This window comes from Thalassobacterium maritimum (assembly GCF_031127805.1).
In the GTDB taxonomy this organism is placed as follows: Bacteria; Verrucomicrobiota; Verrucomicrobiia; order Opitutales; family Coraliomargaritaceae; genus Thalassobacterium; species Thalassobacterium maritimum.
Window position 1 is genome coordinate 23,293 of record NZ_JARXHW010000024.1, and the last position, 20,521, is coordinate 43,813.

15 protein-coding genes are annotated in these 20,521 nt (G+C 54.7%); 5 read left to right on the plus strand and 10 right to left on the minus strand.

The features are described 5' to 3' along the window. Positions 1 to 75: 75 nt before the first annotated feature. Genes QEH52_RS11200 through QEH52_RS11210 form a run of 3 tightly spaced genes read right to left on the minus strand, consistent with a single transcriptional unit; the run spans position 76 to position 3,417 of the window. On the minus strand, positions 76 to 924 hold the full coding sequence (locus tag QEH52_RS11200) for a transglutaminase family protein (RefSeq protein ID WP_308950508.1): 849 nt from the start codon (positions 922 to 924) through the stop codon (positions 76 to 78). A 9-nt stretch (positions 925 to 933) separates the two neighbouring features. Next, positions 934 to 1,944, minus strand: coding sequence for an alpha-E domain-containing protein (locus QEH52_RS11205; protein WP_308950510.1), 1,011 nt, complete (start codon positions 1,942 to 1,944; stop codon positions 934 to 936). Positions 1,945 to 1,977: 33 nt separating this feature from the next. After that, positions 1,978 to 3,417, minus strand: a complete 1,440-nt coding sequence (locus QEH52_RS11210; RefSeq protein ID WP_308950511.1) for a circularly permuted type 2 ATP-grasp protein — start codon at positions 3,415 to 3,417, stop codon at positions 1,978 to 1,980. Between the two features lie 124 nt (positions 3,418 to 3,541). Here QEH52_RS11210 and QEH52_RS11215 point away from each other — a divergent pair, with 124 nt between their 5' ends. From QEH52_RS11215 to QEH52_RS11230, 4 genes are all read left to right on the plus strand, one after another. Next, positions 3,542 to 3,991, plus strand: a complete 450-nt coding sequence (locus QEH52_RS11215) for an MgtC/SapB family protein (RefSeq protein WP_345785467.1) — start codon at positions 3,542 to 3,544, stop codon at positions 3,989 to 3,991. A gap of 161 nt (positions 3,992 to 4,152) precedes the next feature. After that, positions 4,153 to 4,632, plus strand: coding sequence for an NYN domain-containing protein (locus tag QEH52_RS11220; RefSeq protein ID WP_308950513.1), 480 nt, complete (start codon positions 4,153 to 4,155; stop codon positions 4,630 to 4,632). 277 nt (positions 4,633 to 4,909) lie between these two features. Continuing rightward, positions 4,910 to 8,608 carry a DNA polymerase III subunit alpha gene (dnaE, locus tag QEH52_RS11225; RefSeq protein ID WP_308950514.1) on the plus strand — a complete coding sequence of 1,233 codons (3,699 nt, stop codon included), beginning with the start codon at positions 4,910 to 4,912 and terminating at the stop codon, positions 8,606 to 8,608. Further along, positions 8,609 to 9,277 (plus strand): 7-carboxy-7-deazaguanine synthase QueE, encoded by a 669-nt coding sequence (locus tag QEH52_RS11230; protein ID WP_308950516.1) that lies wholly within the window; start codon positions 8,609 to 8,611, stop codon positions 9,275 to 9,277. Between the two features lie 153 nt (positions 9,278 to 9,430). On the opposite strand, the gene QEH52_RS11235 is transcribed toward QEH52_RS11230, so the two are convergent. The 7 genes from QEH52_RS11235 to QEH52_RS11265 all read right to left on the minus strand — a co-directional run bounded on the left by QEH52_RS11235 (position 9,431) and on the right by QEH52_RS11265 (position 18,641). Then, positions 9,431 to 10,606, minus strand: coding sequence for a peptidylprolyl isomerase (locus QEH52_RS11235; RefSeq protein WP_308950517.1), 1,176 nt, complete (start codon positions 10,604 to 10,606; stop codon positions 9,431 to 9,433). 200 nt (positions 10,607 to 10,806) lie between these two features. Beyond that, entirely contained in the window at positions 10,807 to 12,396 is a 1,590-nt protein-coding gene (locus tag QEH52_RS11240; RefSeq protein ID WP_308950518.1) for a sigma-54-dependent transcriptional regulator, read from the minus strand. An 87-nt stretch (positions 12,397 to 12,483) separates the two neighbouring features. After that, complete coding sequence (gene purT / locus QEH52_RS11245; protein ID WP_308950520.1) at positions 12,484 to 13,671, minus strand: formate-dependent phosphoribosylglycinamide formyltransferase; 1,188 nt, start codon at positions 13,669 to 13,671, stop codon at positions 12,484 to 12,486. Between the two features lie 55 nt (positions 13,672 to 13,726). Next, a complete protein-coding gene (locus tag QEH52_RS11250) occupies positions 13,727 to 14,383 on the minus strand; it encodes a lysophospholipid acyltransferase family protein (RefSeq protein WP_308950521.1) in 657 nt (218 codons plus the stop codon). 83 nt (positions 14,384 to 14,466) lie between these two features. Beyond that, a complete protein-coding gene (locus tag QEH52_RS11255) occupies positions 14,467 to 15,168 on the minus strand; it encodes a response regulator transcription factor (RefSeq protein ID WP_308950523.1) in 702 nt (233 codons plus the stop codon). Further along, positions 15,161 to 17,158: a sensor histidine kinase gene (locus QEH52_RS11260; RefSeq protein ID WP_308950525.1), complete on the minus strand. Its 1,998-nt coding sequence runs from the start codon at positions 17,156 to 17,158 to the stop codon at positions 15,161 to 15,163. The genes QEH52_RS11255 and QEH52_RS11260 overlap by 8 nt, the downstream gene beginning before the upstream one ends. A gap of 136 nt (positions 17,159 to 17,294) precedes the next feature. Beyond that, positions 17,295 to 18,641 (minus strand): vWA domain-containing protein, encoded by a 1,347-nt coding sequence (locus QEH52_RS11265; protein ID WP_308950526.1) that lies wholly within the window; start codon positions 18,639 to 18,641, stop codon positions 17,295 to 17,297. 319 nt (positions 18,642 to 18,960) lie between these two features. Between QEH52_RS11265 and QEH52_RS11270 the strand changes: the two genes are divergently transcribed. Further along, positions 18,961 to 20,499: a glycine--tRNA ligase gene (locus QEH52_RS11270; protein ID WP_308950527.1), complete on the plus strand. Its 1,539-nt coding sequence runs from the start codon at positions 18,961 to 18,963 to the stop codon at positions 20,497 to 20,499. Positions 20,500 to 20,521 lie beyond the last annotated feature (22 nt).

The window sequence follows — 20,521 nt, forward strand, 5'->3', positions numbered from 1 at the left end:
GCGCGTCGCCACCGAAACAGCACAAAACATCTCTCGCGTAACACCACCTAACAGCAATACAGTCAGACTCTCGGCTCACACGAGTGCCACCCGAACAGCGACCTCCATCTCGGCCACCGCTTCGCCGCGGTAGGTACCAGCCAGCGGACGCACATCTACATAATCGCGCCCGATCGCCAACTTGATATAACGTACATCAGCACGCCGATTATGCGTCGGGTCATAGCCCGCCCAACCAATGCCGGGCAGGAAACACTCCACCCAAGCATGTGAGGCCGAGTTATCATCAGCCGAGCCAGACACGGATTTTTCGACATAAAAATAGCCACTCACATAGCGTGCGGGAATCTTAATGGAGCGACAAAGCGCAATCATAACATGAGCAAAATCCTGACATACGCCCCGCTTATGTTTGAACACCTGTATCACATCCGTCTCCACCTGTGTACTACCCGGCGCATAGCGAAACTCTCTAAAGATATATGCCATCAGCGCCTCTACCCGTAAACGCACATCCTCCACACCCGTAACGATCTCAGTGGCCTCATGCTCAAACATGGGGCCCAGCAACACTCGCTGACTGCCCGCTAAAAAATCATAATATCGCTCATCTCGATCCAAGCCCGTGAGCCCCGCCAGTGGACAGGGGACCGTGAAATCCCGCGTGTCGGGCATCGTCTCCACCAACGAGCGAGCCTCGACTTCCAGCCAGTCGTGCGGCTCCATCACTTCGAAATGATGTACTTGATTCGTATAGAAATCCAAACGCCGCAGCACCCGTGGCTCTTGCGGCAAAATCTTTAGCGTAAACGATTCGCAGCACTGCAACTCATCGGAAACAGGACAAAGATGGGCATCATTAAAGCTCTCCCACACTGGATTGGCGTAAGTATAGCGAGTGACATGTTGGACAGAGAACTTCATAGCAAACAACTACTGTTGCTGCTGTTGTTGCTGCGTGGCAATCTCTGTCTCCATATCGGGGCGTGCGTGGAACATGTAATTTTCGAACATCACCATGCCGATCTCGACGAAACGTTCTTGCAACTGACCTAAATACTGGTGCAAGCCCGACTGAAAGACCTCGTCAATATTGCTATAGGTCAGGTCGCTCATCAAACGTCCCGAGACGCGCTCGACATCGTTGGAGTAGAAACCGGGATTACAGCCGGAAATCTTATGCAAATTCGCGTCCAAATGACGCACACAGGACAAGATCGAGCGTGGGAAGTGCTGATCGAAGATCAGAAAGTTAGCGACTTTCATCGGATTCACAGCAGTCACATAAAAGCTATGATAGGCCTCAAATCCACTACATGATTTTAAAATAGCCCCCCATTGCACCGCATCGATGGCCCCGCCGACATCGTCCACGCTGGGCAGCAGCATGTGGTACTTAATATCGAGAATGCGACTCGTTTTGTCCGCACGCTCTAAATATTTACCCACCTGCATGAAGTAAAAACCTTCGTTGTGCGAGAAGGTGGAATCGGTCATCCCTTGAAATAAATGACTGTAATCCTGAATTTGTTTATAAAATTCATACGGGCCCTCTTCCCAAACTTTTTTTGCGTTATTGGACTTCAAAAACAAATAAGCATCGTTCAAGCATTGCCACATCTCCGTCGAGATTTGATCGCGAATCATACGCGCGTTCTCCCGAGCCGCAAACATGCAAGCAATCACCGAACTAGAATTCTCTGGGTTAAAGGTCAAAAAGTCTGTCACACTTTGTGAGTCGGCACGCTCATAAAGCTCATAGAACAGCTCCTCCTCGCCAGCAGCACGGATCACGGGCTCCCAGTGTTCCTTTAATTTGTCATCATCCAGAGCCTCAAAATCGAGTAATAGTTGAAGATTTACATCCAACAAACGGGCAATATTTTCGGCCCGTTCGATGTAACGGCTCATCCAGTAGAGAGAATCGGCAACGCGTGAAAGCATAGTATAATATATTTCTTAAAGATTAAAGTGGTCTTAGCTGTCTGTATAAAGCACCCAAGTATCCTTACTCCCTCCACCCTGTGAGGAATTCACCACCAGCGAGCCCTTTTTCAAGGCCACTCGCGTCAGCCCCCCCGGAACGATCGAAGTTTTTTCGCCCGAAAGAATGTAAGGCCGCAAGTCCACATGGCGTCCCTCGAAGTCGCCATCGCACCATGTAGGATGGCGCGAGAGCATGATCGGCGGCTGAGCGATAAAATTGCGTGGGTCCGACTTAATCAAAGCTCGGAAGTCTTCGACCTCTTGCTTGCTGGCCTTGGGCCCGATCAACATTCCGTAGCCACCCGCCTCGTTAGCCGACTTCACGACCAACTGATCCAAGTTCTCCATGATGTACTTAAAGTCATCATCCTCCGATGCAAAGAAGGTCTCCACTTGCCCCAGAATCGGCTCCTCGCTCAAGTAAAAGCGAATCATGTCCGGCACGTAAGCATAGATCAGTTTATCATCCGCGATACCAGTACCGATCGCATTGGCGATGTTCACATTACCTGCACGCAAGGCATTCACCAAGCCCGGCACCCCCAGCATCGAGTCCGGCCGGAAGACACTGGGATCCAGAAAGTCATCATCAATGCGGCGGTAGATCACATCCACCTGCTGCAAGCCTTGAGTGGTGCGCATATAGACCTTGTAATCACGCACCACAAGGTCGCTGCCTTCCACGATCTCGATGCCCATTTGCCGCGCCAAGAAGCAATGCTCAAAGTAAGCCGAGTTGAAATGCCCCGGAGTTAACAATACGCAGACCGGGTCTTCCTTACCATAGGGCGCCACATACTGCAGCGTATTCAACAACTCCTCCGAGTAGTTTTCCACCGGCCGCACACCCGCCTTAGGAAAGAAATTAGGAAAGGCGCGCTTCATGGCTTGCCTATTTTCTAAGAGATAAGAGACGCCCGAAGGGCTGCGTGCATTGTCCTCTAAGACCAAATAATTGCCCTTATCATCACGGATCAAATCCGTGCCACAGATATGGATATAAATATCTCGCGGGACCTTCACGTTCATAAACTCACGGCGAAAGTGCTTCCCCGACAAGATGTAGCTGGCCGGGATGATGCCCTCCTTAATGATACGCTGCTCCGAATACACGTCCTTTAAGAACATATTCAGTGCCTGCATCCGCTGCGTCAGACCACGCTCCAGAAAAGACCATTCCGTCTTCGGAATAATGCGCGGCATCAAATCAAAAGGGAAAATCTTTTCCGTCCCCTCATCATCGTCGTAAACGGTAAAAGTGATTCCTTGGCGCAAGAACGAAAGATCCACCGCTTGCCGCTTCTGTTCAAACTTATCGATCGATAGCGGCGTCAAGCGCTCTAAGATCGCTTGATAGTGGGGACGGACTTTACCGTCGGCATCAAACATCTCATCAAAGAAATGATCGGTATCGTATTGTTCAAAAAACATAATAATAGGGGCTCAATAGAGTTCAGACAAAGGATTAGCAAATTACCTGCCACTTTTCAGATCGCCACCAACTATACCTCACTACAAATTTGAAAAGCTTCACAGCTTGAGTATGCTACAGCTCATGGAAATGGGAATCACAATCGAAGAGTTATTTCGCTACATGAGTTTAATGGGAATTGCCTACGTGCTCGCGCTTCCGATCGGCCTTAATCGTGAAATGAAAGCTAGAGGCGCCGGCCTACGCACCTTCCCGATCGTGGCGATTGCCGCCTGCGCTTTTCTACTGGTAGGACGCGCCGTGCTTCCAGAAGGCGATCCACAGGCCCGCATCATGTATGGCTTAATGACAGGTATTGGCTTCATCGGCGGCGGCGCGATCATCAAGGGCGATCATGAAGTCAACGGCACCGCAACCGCCGCCAGCATCTGGGCGACAGGTGCCATCGGCATGGCGGTGGCCTACCAACAATATGCCATCGCGATCGTGCTCAGCGCGGCCAATTTTTTCACTCTATACTTCGGCATGTCCGCCAAAAAAGAACTTAACTGCGACCACGAAGAAGAATGCTAATGCGCTTAGCTTCTGCTTGCTTGACTTCAAACACGATTTACACGATATTATACTCATTCAACCCCATGGAATGCTTAGCTTTAAATAGTCAAGAGTCCATGGCCCCCCATAGGCTGCGGTCTATGGGGTTATTTTTTATACGGGAGTCACCAAGCAGGTAAATGGCTGAGCAAAAAAGAGGTCGCCGCACCAGTTTTTTCATAGACGGCTTCAATTTGTACCACTCCCTGCGGACCGCCGAAAGATTACTGCCGCACACTCAACTCAAATGGCTGGATATCCCAGCACTATGCCGATCCTACCTGCCGATGGTGGGAAATGGAGCCGAACTCGAAGAAATCCATTACTTCAGCGCCTACGCCGATCACCTACAAAAAGAGATCCCGCAAAAGCCTGAAAGGCATCGCAAGTTCACACGCGCCCTGACCGCCAGCAAGGTGAACGTGCACATTGCCAAATTTCGGAAGAAAAAAGTGTGGTCTCACTCGCAAAAAATCTGGCTGGAGGCATACGAAGAAAAGGAAACCGACGTCGCCATCGCCTGCAAAGTGCTCTCGCTGGCACAAAAGAATGCCTTCGAAGTAGCCGTCTTAATCACTGGCGATTCGGACTTCTCTCCCTTGGCACGAACCTTCAAATAAGACTTCCTTCAAAAGGAACTCTTATTCGCATTCCCCTTTGCACGTAGTTCCAAAGAACTCAAACAGATCTGCCCACGCTCCTTTACAATCAGTAAAGAAACCTATGCGAAATATCAGCTGCCAGACCAAATTCGATTACCAAGCAATAAGTACGTTTCAGTGCCAAATGAGTGGCAGGTTTAATTAAAAACAAGCGCCCACTAAGCAAGAATGACTATCGAGACTAGTACAGCTTCTGCTTGCATTGAGGGTTTGCGCGCTCAATCTACCCGATCCCATGCCAGAAAAAGATACCGAGTTCGTCCACCTTCATGTCCACACAGACCACAGTCTGTTGGATGGTTGTAGCCGGGTGGATAAACTCTGTGGCCGAGCGGCAGAGCTGGGCATGAAGGCGCTCTCGATCACCGACCACGGGGTGCTCTACGGGCTGACCAGCTTCTTCAAGCAGGCGGAAAAGCATGGCATCAAACCACTGCTGGGCTGCGAAATCTATCTAGTCTACGAAGATCAGCTGGCCACGGTCAATGAGCTGCGCGCCAAACAAAAATCACGCCACATGGGCCTGCTGGCGCGCAATTTCACGGGCTATCAAAACTTGTGCAAAATCGTCTCGAAGGCACACACTCAGGGCTTTTACCGCAATCCACGCACCGACCTAAAAACTCTGGCCGAGCACAGCGAGGGTTTGATCGGTTTTTCGGGCTGCTTGGCGGCGGTGATTCCACAATATCTGCTGGAAGACAAATTTGACGAGGCACGCGCGGCAGCCGCCAAGTTCATCGATATTTTCGGGAAGGACTACTTCATTATCGAGATCATGGACCACGGCATCGAGGAGCAACGCCGCATCATCCCGGGCCTGCTCAAAATTGCGACGGAATTTGATCTCAAAGTGGTCGCCACCAACGACGTGCACTACGTCAAGAATACCGACTGGGAGCCGCACGACTCACTGCTCTGCATTCAGACCGGGGCCAAGATCCGCGACGAGAAACGCATGCGCTACGACGCGCAGCAATTTTACCTAAAGTCGCGCGAAGAGATGGACCTGGCATTTAAAGAAGTGCCCGAGTCGATCACCAATACTTCGGCGGTGGCCGAAATGTGTGAGGTCAAGCTGCCCTTCGGTGAAGACCACTACCCCGTCTACGAGCGTCCTGCGGAAATCGAGAGTGGCAAAGACCACGAGAATTTCGATCGCTGCTTAGACATCTATGTCGCCAAGAAGAACGAAATCCTGGTGCGTGATGGGGGCGAACCGATCGAGCTCAGCGAAGCGGAACGCATAAAGCATAAGAGCAACGGCCTCTACCTTTTTGAGCTGTGTAAAGAAGGGCTCAAGGAGCGCTACGGCACCGACTACGACGCCTGCCGTGCCGACTGGGAGCAGGCATCGGACGACGATAAACGCTACTGCGAACAGCTCGAATACGAGCTCGCGATCATTGCAGGCACGGGCTTCGTCGACTACTTCCTGATCGTTTGGGACTTCATTAACTGGGCCCGGGAGCAAGGCATCCCCGTGGGACCGGGCCGTGGCTCGGGTGCGGGTTGTATTGTGGCCTATGTGCTTAAGATTACCGACATCGACCCGCTAAGCTTCGGCCTACTGTTTGAGCGTATGCTCAACTTGGAACGTGTCTCGCCGCCCGATTTCGACGTCGACTTCTGCATGCGTCGCCGCGATGAGGTGGTCAACTACGTGCGTGATAAATATGGTAAGGACCGCGTGGCCAACATCATTACCTTCGGCACCTTCGGAGCCAAAATGATCATTCGCGACTTGGCGCGCGTCAACGATCTCGAATTTGCCGAGGCCAACAAACTGGCCAAGATGATTCCCGACGAGCTCAACATTACGCTGGATGACTCTGTAAAAAAATCGCCTGAGCTGGCGGCGGAGGTGAATCGCAATCCAGTGGCGAAATCGATCCTCGACCAAGGCCGCGTGATCGAGGGCATGATTCGTAATACCGGCAAACATGCCTGCGGAGTGATCATCGCCGACCAAGACATCACTAATCTTATTCCCGTCACACTACAAGAAGGCGATTTGACCACTCAGTATCCGAAGGGGCCTTCGGAAGACCTCGGCTTGCTCAAGATGGACTTCTTGGGGCTGAAGACATTGACCGTGATTTCGGATGCGGAGAAGAATGTAAAAATGACGCGCGACATGCCCGACTTCAATGTCGAGAAGGTATCGCTCAAAGACAAAGAGACCTTCGACTTGCTCAACTCGGGCCGCACCACCGCCGTCTTCCAGCTGGAATCGGGCGGCATGCAACAGCTCTGTCGTCAGATCGGGCTGAGCTCCTTCGAGGAAATTATCGCTTTGATCGCGCTCTACCGTCCGGGGCCGATGCAGTTCATCCCACAGTTCATCGAAGGCAAAAAAGATCCTACGACGGTGCAAATCCCCCACCCACTACTCAAAGAGTTGGTGGAAGAAACCTACGGGGTCTTAGTGTATCAGGAACAGGTGATGCAATCGGCCCAGATCATTGCCGGCTATACGCTCGGGGGCGCGGACATTTTGCGTCGCGCCATGGGTAAGAAGATTAAGTCTGTGATGGACGCGCAGAAGGATGTCTTCATCAAGGGCGCCAAAGCGACCAATAACATCGATCGCAAGACCGCGGAATCCATCTTCGCCCTGCTAGAGAAGTTCGCCCAATACGGATTCAATAAGTCGCACTCTGCGGCTTATGCGATGCTCAGCTATCGCACCGCGTATTTGAAAGCCAACTACCCCGTGGAGTTCATGGCAGCGGTGTTGACTTCCGAGCAAGGCAACGCCGACAAGCTATCCAATTTCTTGGCCGAGTGTAACGCCATGAACGTGCCGGTGCTCAGCCCCGACGTGAATGAATCCGGCGCCGACTTCACCCCCGTACTTGAAAATGGGGAAGGTTGTATTCGCTTCGGTATGGCCTCGATCAAAGGTGTAGGTGAAGGAGCGGCCAGAGTGATTATTGCCGAGCGCGATGCCAACGGCCCCTACGAGAACTTTAGCGACTTCATTGTGCGCAATGCCGACAAAGCCGTCAACCGGCGCGTGATCGAAGCCTTGATCAAGACCGGTGGCTTTGATGCCATGGGCGAAGACCGCGCCAGCTTGCTCGACGGCCTCGACTCCGAGCTGGCCGAAGCCGAAAGCGCTCGCAAAGACCGCGAGGCAGGCCAAGCTAGCCTCTTCGACATGTTGGGCGACGACACCGGGGTGGCCGATGAGGACAAGCCAGGCAGCAACCGCCGCCGCGTCGAAGAGATGGGCATGACAGAAAAGTTGCGCTACGAAAAAGAGTTGCTCGGTTTTTATATTTCCGGGCACCCGATGGATGCGTATGCCGCGCTCGACGATGCGATCGACAGCTTCCGTCACCCCGACGACTTGTTCAACTTCGATGACCGCAGCAGCTTTCGACTCAGTGGCATCGTCAGCAACCTGCAGATCAAATACACGCGTAAAGACAGCAAGCAGATGGCGGTCTTCAACCTCGCCACGCGCAGCCACAGTTTCGAGATGATCATGTTCCCCGATCCCTATGCCAAAGAGGGGCATCGCTTGGAAGACGGCAAACTCGCACTGATTCACGGCATCATTGGTCGTCGCAACGGAGAGATGAGCCTCGCCGCGCACAACGTCTTCGACCTAGAAGTTTCGATTCCAAAACTGATTCAGCGCATCAACTTTATTTTATATCCCAACGACAAAGCAGTGGAATTCATCCACCTCTTGCGTGACACCATCGACGAGCAATACGGCGAGACACGGGTCAACATTAGCTTCCTCGTCGAAGAGCAAATCCTAGAAGCACAGACCGCGCAATCGCTCACCTTCTCGATTACTCAGACCAATTTTAAAGCACTACGCCGCCACCCCGCTCTGGCCGGCGTGCGCGTTGAAGCAGTGGACCTAAAGCCCATCGACGACCGCAAGCCGTGGGAGAAGCGTGGCAAAAAATTCTAGATGCTCCCGATCCACGAACAATTTTACACCTTCCAAGGCGAAGCTGCACACGCGGGACGCGCGGCTTACTTCATCCGCACCTTTGGCTGCCCGGTGCATTGCCCTTGGTGTGACTCTGCCGGCACTTGGCATCCGGACTACATTCCGAAAAAGATCCAACGCTTCTCGGTGGAATCACTGGTGGCGGAAGTGGCCAAGACCAAGGCTGAGTTTGTCGTGATCACTGGCGGCGAGCCTGCGATTCATAATCTCGCTCCCCTAGTCGATGCCTTGCATGCGATCGAGCAGAAAGTGCATTTGGAAACGAGCGGCTCATTTGCGATTAAGGGCAACTTTGATTGGATCACCTTGAGCCCGAAGCGCTGGAAGTTGCCCTTGGCTGAGAACATTAAGCGCGCGGACGAATTTAAGATCATCGTCGATCGCGAGGGTGCGATTGAGAAATACGCCGAGGTGATCGGCAAAACCGAAAAGCCGATCTGGCTCCATCCGGAATGGTCCAAGCACAACGATGCCGCCACTTTGGATGCGATTACGGAGTGGGTGAAAGCACGGGGCGCGCCCTACCGGGCCGGTTGGCAGATGCACAAGCACTATGCGGCGGACTTGAAAGATAGCCGCAGTGCGCCCGCCGCCCCTTTAGGTGGCGATCCGAAACAGGGCTTCTGATAGTGTCCGTTTATGTCAGCTCGAAGAAAACTGCTCTCACACCGCGCGGGCGTGACAAGTCGCGCCCCTACAAATAGCATCCGCATGAGCAGCTAAAAAAAGCCCGCGCAGTTTTCACCGAGCGGGCTTCTGAAATGAATGTAGCAGAATCGTTTAATCGACCAGGTAGGCCTTCACGATTTTTTGCTCTTCGACCGGCTTGTCGCCGGCGCCAGTTTCGACCTTCTCGATCTTCACGACGTTATCATAACCTTTAACAACTTTGCCGAAGATGGTGTGCTTATCGTTGAGCCATTCAGGATTGCTCGTAGTGATGAAAAACTGGCTGCCGTTTGTCATGGGACCGGAATTGGCCATGGCGAGCATGCCTTCGCTATCGAAGCGTGCTTCTTCGCTAAATTCGTCGGGGAAATTTTTGCCCCAGATAGACTCACCACCGGTGCCTGAACCGAGCGGGTCGCCGCCTTGGATCATGAAGCCGTCGATCACGCGGTGAAAGATCAAGTCGTTATAGTAGCCATCTTCAATGTGACCTACGAAGTTCGCCACAGCCAGCGGAGCAATGCTAGGGAAGAGCTCGATTTCAACGTCACCTTGAGTGGTCTCCAACACGATGTTGAAATTGTCTTTTTCTTTCCACTCATCAGCCACTTCTTTAAACTCAGCCATGGCTGCTTCCTGTGCGGCGGCTTGCGCAGCCATCATCTCTGCCTGCTGAGCTTGCATTTGAGCTTGAGCGGCTTGTACGCGAACTTGAATAAACTCCTGGAATGCGGGCATCTTTGCTTCGAGTGTCGGGTCTGGCGCCTGATCCTTCGCACCCTGGGCAAAGCCTTTGCTGATCTTGCTAGCTTCCTCGCTGCCAAAGCCGAGTTGCTGCAATCCAGATTGCATCACGATAACTGCACCAATTTTACTCAAAGAGGCCTCACTGATCGCAGGCAATTCTTCTGCGGCCGCTTGCACAGCTTCGGCGCGTGCCTGCGCTTCGGCAAAAGCAGCTTCCACTTCTGATTGCTCAAACGCGCGTAAATCTAACTCGCCAGTCAAACCTTTTTCAAGGCCGTCAGCGAGCACGGCAATTTGCTTATCATCCAGCTGCAAGGAAGCCACACCGCCGCCTTGCGCGGTGAGATAGCCGACAATCTCGATTAACTCATCTTCAGAAACTTGAACGGGAGCCACATGCTCAGCATGATTGTGCCCCGCATGATCATGACCGGCGTGGTCCGCATGATCATGACCGGCGTGCTCCGCATGATCTTGGGCAAATACTGGGCTTGCTGCCATCAGCGCCACAAGCAGGAATCGGTACGATTTGGAATACATATATATTGTTGAAAAATAGAATTTCAGGGTGAAGGGCGCTAGGTTTACGCCTTTGGTAAAAAGGTCAACCGACTATCTTACTCTTCAGGCAGACAGAAGGGATACGAAAATGTTCAAAAATTCGCCCAATTCATGATGCGGATGCACCCGTGCGAACCTCGAATGCACCACGCGCCTGACTGGCCCAAGGGAGGGGGCGACTAGCTCAAATCGTATTGATCGATACGCTTGCGCAAGGTCGCGCGAGTCATACCTAAGATCTCGGCCGCTTTCACTTGCTTCCCTCCGCACTCTGCCAGCGCACGAGCAATGAGTGCGCGTTCACCGTGTTCCAGAATATTGCTCACGTGCGTCTCACGCAGAGCTGCATACACCGCATCGTAAGGATCAACCGATGGCTGACCGAGCAGTGTGCCTTCCTCTGCAGCGGGCGCACTGCCCCCAGCAACTGCTACCGGAGCCAGGGGCTCTGCAGCAGGCGCAGTTGCGGTGGCCGAGGCAACCGGTTCGACGCCCCCAGCGGGCTCCGTGTGGCTCGCACTGACAGCGACTTCGGACTCAGCAGTCACAGGCTCCGCGGTGCCGGCCGCAGCGGTGATAGCTTTAACGACCTCTTGCGGTAGATCTTTGATCAAGATCATATCGCCCTGCGCCAACACGGCACTGCGGTAAATGAGATTCTCCAGTTCACGCACGTTGCCGGGCCAGCGATATTGATTCAATAAGGCGAGCGCCTCGGGTGAAATAGACTTGGTGTCGGCCTTACTATCGCGAGCAAGACGCTTCAGCACAAAATCGATGAGTTTGGGCACATCTTCTTTACGCTCGCGCAAGGGTGGCAATTGTATGCGCACCACATTCAAGCGGTAATACAAATCTTCGCGGAAGGTCTTTTCTTTGACCATCTCTTCCAGCGGCTTATTGGTAGCTGCTAGCATACGAACATTGACCTTGATCGTCTCGCTACTGCCGACGCGCTGGATCTCGCCCTCTTGCAGCGCGCGCAAAATTTTAGTCTGCGTAGTGAGGGCCATGTCACCAATTTCATCGAGAAAAATAGTGCCTCCATCGCAAAGTTCAAACTTACCGATGCGCTGATTGGTCGCTCCGGTGAAAGAGCCTTTCTCGTGCCCGAAAAGTTCACTCTCGATCAGATTCTCAGGAATGGCGGCACAATTGACAGCGATATAGGGCTTCTGTGCACGTAGACTATTTTGATAGATTGCGCGGGCAATTAGTTCCTTACCAGTGCCACTTTCGCCGGTAACCATCACAGTCACGTCGCTAGCGGCAACTTGACCGATCATTTTGAAGACCTCTTGCATCGCAGAGGAACTCCCGATGATGCCGCCTTCGATGTCTTCATTAGAAACTGCAGAAGCCGCATCCTCTTTGCCTGCCTTGACCAAGTCTTTCGACGCCGCGATGGCCGACTCGGTCAAACTTAGGATCTTTTTCAGATCGAAGGGCTTCATGATGTAATCGAAAGCGCCGAATTTCATGGCCTCGATCGTCGTCTGCGTGGTGCCGTAGGCCGTCATCAAAATGATCATGGCGTTGGGATTAATACCACGTAGGTGCTGCAAGGCTTCCATCCCACTCATGCCGCCCATACGATTATCCAATAAGATCACGTGCGGATTGTGCTGCTCGGCCATACTGAGCCCCTCTTCGCCACTGGCAGCTTCGAGCACCTCGTATTGACGACCGGAAAGGACGCGTTTTAAAGAATAGCGGAGATCGTTATCATCGTCGATAACGAGAACTTTGGGCGTGATTGGTGCATTCATACTAGTCTGGAAAAGTTGGATTAATAAGAAGCCTAAGCGACGTGAAAGCAATGTTACATACTAAATACGCCGTGAAAGGGAAAAAAACTACAGTTGCACGTCGACGGCGCGGCTGGCCTGAGTGGCTTTTTCACGGGCTTCGGCGATGCTTTCGCCCCGGGCAATCGCCACTCCCATACGCCGTTTACCTTGCACCGCAGGCTTACCAAAGAGTCGCAGCTGCGTATCTGGCTGACTGAGTGCCGCAGCTAAATTACCAAAGCGGACATTGTCGGACTCGCCCTCGACCAAGATAACGGCCGAGGCGGAAGGCCCGTGCTGCACAATATTAGGAATCGGCAGTCCCAAAATGGCACGTGCGTGCAAGGCAAACTGGGACAGGTCTTGAGAAATCATGGTGACCATCCCGGTATCGTGGGGCCGCGGAGAGACTTCGCTAAAGATGACCTCATCGCCCTTAATGAAAAGCTCCACTCCGAAAATGCCGCGCCCGCCCAGCGCATCAGTAATGGCCTGTGCATAGGCTTGCGCCTCTTTGAGCGCCACGGCCGACATCGGCTGCGGCTGCCAGGACTCGCGATAATCTCCATCCTCTTGTGTATGGCCAATCGGCTGACAAAAGGAAGTGCCCTGGACATGGCGCACTGTTAACAAAGTGATCTCGTAATCAAAATCGACGAAGCCCTCAACGATGACTTTACCCTTGCCCGCACGGCCTCCGGCCTGGGCATAGTCCCAAGCAGCTTTGATTTGATCCGCGCTTTTGACGGTGCTCTGTCCTTTCCCCGAGGAACTCATGATCGGCTTGACCACGCAAGGCAGCCCGATCGCCTCAATCGCGGCGTTAAATTCTTCTTCCGTAGCCGCAAAGCGATAAGGCGAGGTCTTGAGCCCCAGCTCTTCCGCCGCCAGGCGACGAATGCCTTCGCGATTCATCGTCAACTGTGTCGCCCGCGCGGTGGGGATAATGGTCGCAATGCCCTCGCGCTCCAACTCCGCCAGCGTATCAGTCGCGATGGCTTCCACTTCCGGCACGACAAAGTCAGGCTTTTCCGTTTCAATCAGCTTGCGCAGCGCCGCACCATCGAGCATCGAAACGACATGGGCACGATCTGCCACTTGCATCGCAGGCGCGTCAGCATAGGCATCCGCTGCGATCACCTCCACGCCGTAACGCTGAAGCTCGATGACAACTTCCTTCCCCAGTTCTCCCGAACCACAGAGAAGCACTTTGACCGATGAAGATTTGAAAGGCGTTCCGAGCGTAACATTCATAAGCATGCATCTCAGGCCTAAGACGATTCGAGGTCAAGCGCGACGACGGGGCTCTTCAATCCTCGGTAATCGCATCCATGCGCGGTTTTAGCAAAGCCGAAGCCTCCTTCGGATCTTCACTCAAGGCCGCACAAGGGCCCACATCATCCATGCGCACTTCTATCCGGCTAAAAGGGTGCGGCACATAGAAACGGTCCCAACTCTTCAGACGCCAGGCCCTCGAATAATTGAAAGAAAGCAAGACGATCGGCGCCCCCGTTTTCAAGGCGATCGTCACCGCACCCGGTTTCATATCGTAGAGCGGGCCGCGTGAACCATCGGGCGTCAAAGCCACATCGTAGCCATCTCGCTGCGCCGCGATCAAGTCGCGCACCGCCTGTGTGCCGCGTTTATAACGCGAACCGCGCACTGGCAGCATGCCCAGCTTTTTAACAAATACCGCAGGCCAAGCACCATCCTTACTCGCACTGATCAAAGTCGCCAAACGTCGCTTACGGAAATAGCGCGCAAAAAAGAGCGGCCCCGCAAAGAGACGATTGTGCCAGAAGATAACCACCGAAGGCCCTGGATTGGCATCCATAAATGCCTGCACATCCGCCCCCCAATGAAAGCGCAGCGTCCGCCCCCAGGCTCGCATCAGCAAGGCCAGCACAGCAAGTAATAGGCGCTCGTGCCACTTTAATTCGGCGGGACTTTGTTTGGGATCTGACATAATGCAGAGCCAAGATGTAAGCTTCCGGTATAATGGCAATGCACCAATTCGGCCTTCAAGCGGGGCTCTTTGCCCGGCCCGATCTACTCGGGTTTATAACGGTAGCCATAGCCGTGCACAGTCAGCAAATAGCGGGGCTTACTCGGCTCGGGCTCAATTTTGTGGCGCAGTTGCGATACGTGCTGGTCTAGAGTGCGAGTCGTGCCTTGATAATCGATGCCCCAGGCGGCATTGAGTAGTTCGTCGCGACTGAGTGCGCGGTCGGCGTGTTGGATAAAAGCTAGCAGCAGTCGATACTCGAGCTGCGTGAGCGAGATCTCTTGATCGCCGCGCAGCAATTGTCGTCGCGCGCGGTCGAGCTGGATTTCACCAAAACACACGGGCCCGACTTCATCGGCGACAGTTACGCTATTGGCAGCACGCCGGAGCGCAGCACTCACCCGTGCCAATAACTCGCGCACGCCGAAGGGCTTGGTCATATAATCATCGGCCCCCAGCTCCAGCCCCAGCACTTTGTCGATCTCTTCGCTTTTGGCGCTGAGCATAATGATCGGCAGCGCGGCATCGCTTTTGCGAATCGCGCGACAGACATCGTAACCGCTCATGCGGGGCATCATGATGTCGAGAATCGCCAGCTGCGGCGCAGCGGACTCGAAGAGCGCCAGCGCTTCCTCGCCATTGGTCGCGACAGCGACTTGGTAGCCCTCGCTCTCGAGAATATCGACCAGCACCAGGCGAATGCTGGCATCGTCTTCGGCGATGAGTATCTGTTTTGTATCAGTCATGAACATCTAAAATAAAGGAACAACCGCTAGGCTGGTTGGCTTCCAAGCTAAGTTGGCCGCCCATTTCATTGGCCAAGCGTGACGCGATACTGAGCCCGAGCCCACAGCCAGGGCGCTCCGCAGTCAAACGATCATCGGACCTATGAAAGGCAGCAAAGACTTGCTGACGCTCGGCCGCAGGAATGCCGGCACCGTAATCACTGACACGCAATCGCCAGCCAGAGCCTTGGCCCGCGAGCACCACCTCGGCCCGCTCGCCGGAGGCAGCATATTTAGCCGCGTTATCCAGCAAATTGAGCAAGATCTGCTCCAGCGCGTCACGGTCGACCTTGGCGTGTATCGCCTGATCCGGCGTGTGCACTTGCACTTGCAAGCCATCTCCGCGCAGCCGATCGGCCTGAGCCGCCACGATCGCTTGCACAGTCGCGCCTAGCTCGAGCGTTGTGGCTTGGCTACGGTGCTGGCCACGCTCTAAACGACTAAAATCCAATACATTATTCACCAATCGAGTGAGTCGCTGGGTTTCGTTGACCATCATTTGTAGATACTCGCGTTGCTTGGCGGGCTCCTTGACTCGGCCCGCGTGCAACATATCAGCAAACAAGCGTATACTCGTCAGCGGGGTCTTGAGCTCGTGCGAGACATTAGCCACGAAGGTAGTCTTGCGCTCCGCCTCGCGAGCATCACGCCGCGCTTGCCAGATCAAAACCGTCGAACCGAGTAGAATCGCGCCACTCAGGCCAGCGATAAAAAGTCCTCCCACCAGCCGGAAGCTACTGCCAAATGTATTGGCGCCATGAATGCGAAAGGTCTCAATTCGCCACTGCGGCAATGCACTCCCCACCGCCAAGGATAACTCTGGCAACTGCGCGCCCCGACTACCGTAGCGCGGCAGCGATGCGCCCGCCACCTCGCGGCCCTGCGCATCGACCAGACGAAAGCCCAAGCCCTCGTTTTGCGATAGGCTGATCGCCTTGGAAAGCTCGGCCAAAATGGCGGCTCGATTCAGCCAGACGCCGAGATAATTTTCGCTCTCAGGCAATGCGGTCCAAGCCATCCATTGCTCCACCGCCTCCACCGGCGTGCTCACCCAACCACGACGAATCGAGACTCGCTCCGGGGCAAAGGAATCCAAGGAGTCACTCACGTCGGGAGCACTTTGCTGCGCAGACGCGGACGGCGCTGCCGCAGCAGCCAAAGAAAGCTGCTGCGGCGACGGGGGTGACGGCACGGCCGCAGCGACTTCCGCCATGCGCGTCTCCGCGAGCGCCACCTCATCGGCTAGCGCATCACTGGTGGCGACTTCGGTGTCGGCAAAAGAACTAAATACACTGCTGAGCCCGACTCGGTTCTCGACATTAACTTTGCGCACGGCAGCCCGTTGCGCCTTGAGCGCGATATTCTTCGAAACTACCTGCTGCTGCCGCTCTGGCACCGCAGCCTCTGACTCGGAGACCACATCCTTTTCAATATCACTCACCGGAGACATAGCACCATATGCATCACTCGGTGCAGCCGAACCATCCAGACGAGGCAACTCTGACGTGGACTGGACGACGCGCTGGCGCATCGCGTCCTCCGGCGCCTCAAATTCAGGCAAAGTCCATGGAAAGACGCCCGACTCCGACTCGATCGCTCCTGGCGAAGGTAAATCAGCCCGCTCGCCAAACCAAGCCGTGACTGCATCCGAACCACGAAAGTAGAAGCCGGCCGCGATGTAAGGATTGCCCTCCACCAACTCTGCCAGTGCGACCCGCGGCTCTGGCACACTGCGCACCGCGACCAGGCCTTCGCTGACACCGTCACGCACTTCCGCCATCAATAAGTCGATACTCTCAGCCACCGAAGCGGTGCGGTTGGCCAAGGTGCTAGCCGCCAAAGACTCCACCCGATCCGCCTCGCGCCCCAGCAACCACCACGCGGCAGCTGCCATCGCCAGCGTCGCCCCAAACAGGAGACACCAAGCAAATATAACAGGACGAAAACGCATAGGACTTAGACTCGTAGAAAGGAATGAACTTGAGAAGCTTGAAATCGAGTGAAGGCGAAAGCCTGTAGGGGCGCGACTTGTTTTTTATGCCCTTGGGTGCACACCCGCGTCGTGCGCACGTCGACCTGCTAAATAACTACTGCACCGACTGTTGATTGCGCGACTGGTAACTATCGGCCCGGAAGCTCTTACGCTTCTCATTCGACAAGCCTTTCGTTTGCACCTCATCAGCTTCGTGCTCTAAGTTGGCACTGGGCGCAGCCACCACCTCGTCACCGAGAAAGCCATAATCCGCCGAGATTTTGCCAACGACACTGCGCAAACTGCTGGCCGCTTCTTCGCGGTCGCCGGCGTCCGCATAGTTGATGGCGGCTTCCTTGGCCTCGGCCACCCGGTTATCCACCACGTTTTGGGCAACATCCTTGCGCGCGGCGGCCACCACTTGCTCGACCTGATCGGTGTAACGAATTGGCACCGAAACTTGCTGCGAACGCGTTTGCGAGCTGCCGGCAGGCAGATAGTTCACTTCCACGTCGATCAGATCTTCGACTGCCCCCACCACGCCTTGCGGCGCACGCACTTCCACCAACGCGAGTTTTTCCAAACCGCTGTAAACCTGTGGCATACGAAAACGTGCAGCACCGTCACGCAGTTCCGCTTCGCGCCCCAGACTTTTCAGAATGCGCGCACCACCACGAGGCCGCACAATGATCTCAATATTCGTGGCCGCAACATTCAGTGCATCGCCCAACTCCCCTGCAAAGATGCGTGGCAGATCGTCGGCATTTTCGACGAAGTATGTGTTGCCCTGTCCCGCATCGGCCAGGGTGGCCATGATGTCTTCGTTATACCCAAGCCCGAGACCGACAGTGCTGATCACGATATCCTCGCCCGCCAGCGCGCGCCCCAAGGCTCGAAAATCGGCCACTTCCGTCGGACCACGGTTGGCCAGACCATCCGAAAGTAAAATCATACGATTCACATAGCCCGCATCACGATAGCGACGCAGCTCCGCCGCCGCTTGACTGAGGCCGGCATAGATGGCGGTATTGCCACGCGCAGATACCCGGCGCAGTGCGCGCTTGATAGCATAAAGTCCCTCGTCGGTGACTACTTGAGAAGAGACCAAGGTCTCCACATCATGATCGTAAATAATGACGGAGACTCGATCGCGCGCGCCGAGTCGCCCGACGGCCAACTCCGCAGCCTGAATGGCTTGCTCAATTTTTTGACCACTCATCGAGCCCGAGCGGTCCAGCACCAAGCTCAAGTTGACCGGTGGCCGTGGGATGAGATCGCTGGCTCGTGTGGGCAGGATTTTAATTTGCACCACCACGTCCTCTGGCTGCTGAGCCGGCACCACGGGTCGATCCAAAGCCGCGTCAATTTGTAAGAGCGTGCCCACTGGCAAGGCATCCGCACGCAGGCTTAGGCCAGTGACTAGCGCCAGTGCGACAATAATTGGAAGGAATCGATTTTTCATGTGAATACTTTCTGTTGGAAATGAATGCGTGATTGCCCCGATAGCATATCGAATCGCGCCCCCAATGTCGTCATAGCCGCGTAAAAGGATTGTCAGGCTTTTGTCATGCGGCGGGGCCTTCGTAGCTGGCTTGGCTCTGCCGCCCAGTCGCTGACGCGGCCTAGGCTCGGAGCGGGCGACAACCGTCTTCGCTCTGCGAGCTACGCCGTGTCGAGAGTCCACCCGTCTAGCTTCGTTCGGGACAAGCTTGCAGGATTATGATTAAGAGCGCGTACCTACACTTGACCCCTCTCCCGCAAGCACCATCTTTGGACCGCTTATGACAGCTCCAGCATCCAATGACGCACTTATGGAAGATATCGTCGGCCTCTGCAAACGCCGCGGTTTTATCTTCGCATCTTCTGAAATTTACGGTGGCTATAATGGCTTCTACGATTACGGCCCACTCGGTGTCGAGTTGCGCAATAACATCAAGCAAGCTTGGTGGCGCGACATGGTGCAACGCCGCGATGATATCGAAGGCCTTGACTCGACCATCATCATGCACCCCGACATCTGGAAGGCCTCCGGACATATCGACAGCTTTTCCGACCCACTGGTGGATTGTAAAGAGTCGAAGCGTCGCTACCGCGCCGACCAACTGTTCTTCGCCCCCGTCATTCTGGACGACGAAAAGGTCGGTTATGTGGCATTCGTCGAAGGCACCGATAGCGCCAGCATCATCAAACGCGCCAAAAAGCTACGCGACAATCTCGACAAAAAGCAGTCGAAGCTCGACGAAGCCGTCCTCAGCAGCGACCACACGGAATTTACCGAGGCCACAGACGCGCAGCGCGAACTGACGCTCGCGCCAGACGCCAACGCCGTTGGCAGCCTGACAGCCCCCCGCGCTTTCAAGCTAATGTTCGAGACCAAGGTGGGCCCGCTCGCTGACGACTCTGCGGTCGCTTACCTGCGCCCCGAAACCGCACAGGGCATCTTTGCCAATTACAAAAACATCGTCGATACTGGTCGTGTGAAAATTCCTTTCGGCATCGCGCAGATCGGTAAGGCCTTCCGTAACGAGATCACACCGCGCAACTTCATCTTCCGCTCACGCGAGTTCGAGCAAATGGAGATCGAATACTTCATCGCGCCCGATGCTGACTGGAAGGCACTCCACCGCGAGTGGATCGACACCTGCACCGACTGGTTGGTCTCGATCGGCCTCTCGCGCGAGGGCATCACCGAAGATATCCACCCCGAAGACAAACTCTCCTTCTACTCACAGGCGACCACTGACCTCATGTATCAGTTCCCACACGGCGAACAAGAGCTCTGGGGCATCGCCTGCCGCAGCGACTACGACCTGCAGCAGCACCAGAAGCACTCCGGCAAATCGATGGAGATCTTCGATGAAAGCTCCAAGACCAAGTATGTGCCCCACGTCATCGAGCCTTCGCTCGGCGTCGACCGCACCCTACTGGCCGTGCTGACAGCCGCTTACACCGAAGACGAAGTGCCCAACGACAAGGGCAAGGTCGAGAAGCGCACCGTTATGAAATTCAGCCCCAAGATCGCGCCGGTCAAGGCCGCCATCTTCCCGCTGCTCAAGAACAAGCCCGAGCTCGTCGAAGTCGCACAGAAGCTTTACAAGAAACTGCAGCGCCGCTGGAACGTCTTCTACGACGCCTCTGGCGCGATCGGTCGTCGCTATCGCCGTCAAGACGAGATCGGCACCCCCTACGGCATCACCATCGACTTCGATACCATCGAAAAAGACGGCACCGTCACGCTACGCGATCGCGACACTTGCGAACAACGCCGCGTGACTGAAGCCGAACTAATCGACTTCCTGGAAGAACAAATCGACGGTTAATCCGACCCGAGCATTGTATTTA

Excerpts from the sequence above, each read along its gene's own strand:
- QEH52_RS11205 (WP_308950510.1), bottom strand. The coding sequence starts at position 1,944 with ATGCTTTCACGCGTTGCCGATTCTCTCTACTGGATGAGCCGTTACATC.
- QEH52_RS11250 (WP_308950521.1), bottom strand. The coding sequence starts at position 14,383 with ATGTCAGATCCCAAACAAAGTCCCGCCGAATTAAAGTGGCACGAGCGC.
- QEH52_RS11255 (WP_308950523.1), bottom strand. The coding sequence starts at position 15,168 with ATGACTGATACAAAACAGATACTCATCGCCGAAGACGATGCCAGCATT.
- QEH52_RS11260 (WP_308950525.1), bottom strand. The coding sequence starts at position 17,158 with ATGCGTTTTCGTCCTGTTATATTTGCTTGGTGTCTCCTGTTTGGGGCG.
- QEH52_RS11270 (WP_308950527.1), top strand. The coding sequence starts at position 18,961 with ATGACAGCTCCAGCATCCAATGACGCACTTATGGAAGATATCGTCGGC.
- dnaE (WP_308950514.1), top strand. The coding sequence starts at position 4,910 with ATGCCAGAAAAAGATACCGAGTTCGTCCACCTTCATGTCCACACAGAC.
- QEH52_RS11240 (WP_308950518.1), bottom strand. The coding sequence starts at position 12,396 with ATGAATGCACCAATCACGCCCAAAGTTCTCGTTATCGACGATGATAAC.
- QEH52_RS11265 (WP_308950526.1), bottom strand. The coding sequence starts at position 18,641 with ATGAAAAATCGATTCCTTCCAATTATTGTCGCACTGGCGCTAGTCACT.
- QEH52_RS11235 (WP_308950517.1), bottom strand. The coding sequence starts at position 10,606 with ATGTATTCCAAATCGTACCGATTCCTGCTTGTGGCGCTGATGGCAGCA.
- QEH52_RS11210 (WP_308950511.1), bottom strand. The coding sequence starts at position 3,417 with ATGTTTTTTGAACAATACGATACCGATCATTTCTTTGATGAGATGTTT.
- purT (WP_308950520.1), bottom strand. The coding sequence starts at position 13,671 with ATGAATGTTACGCTCGGAACGCCTTTCAAATCTTCATCGGTCAAAGTG.
- QEH52_RS11215 (WP_345785467.1), top strand. The coding sequence starts at position 3,542 with ATGGAAATGGGAATCACAATCGAAGAGTTATTTCGCTACATGAGTTTA.
- QEH52_RS11200 (WP_308950508.1), bottom strand. The coding sequence starts at position 924 with ATGAAGTTCTCTGTCCAACATGTCACTCGCTATACTTACGCCAATCCA.
- QEH52_RS11230 (WP_308950516.1), top strand. The coding sequence starts at position 8,609 with ATGCTCCCGATCCACGAACAATTTTACACCTTCCAAGGCGAAGCTGCA.
- QEH52_RS11220 (WP_308950513.1), top strand. The coding sequence starts at position 4,153 with ATGGCTGAGCAAAAAAGAGGTCGCCGCACCAGTTTTTTCATAGACGGC.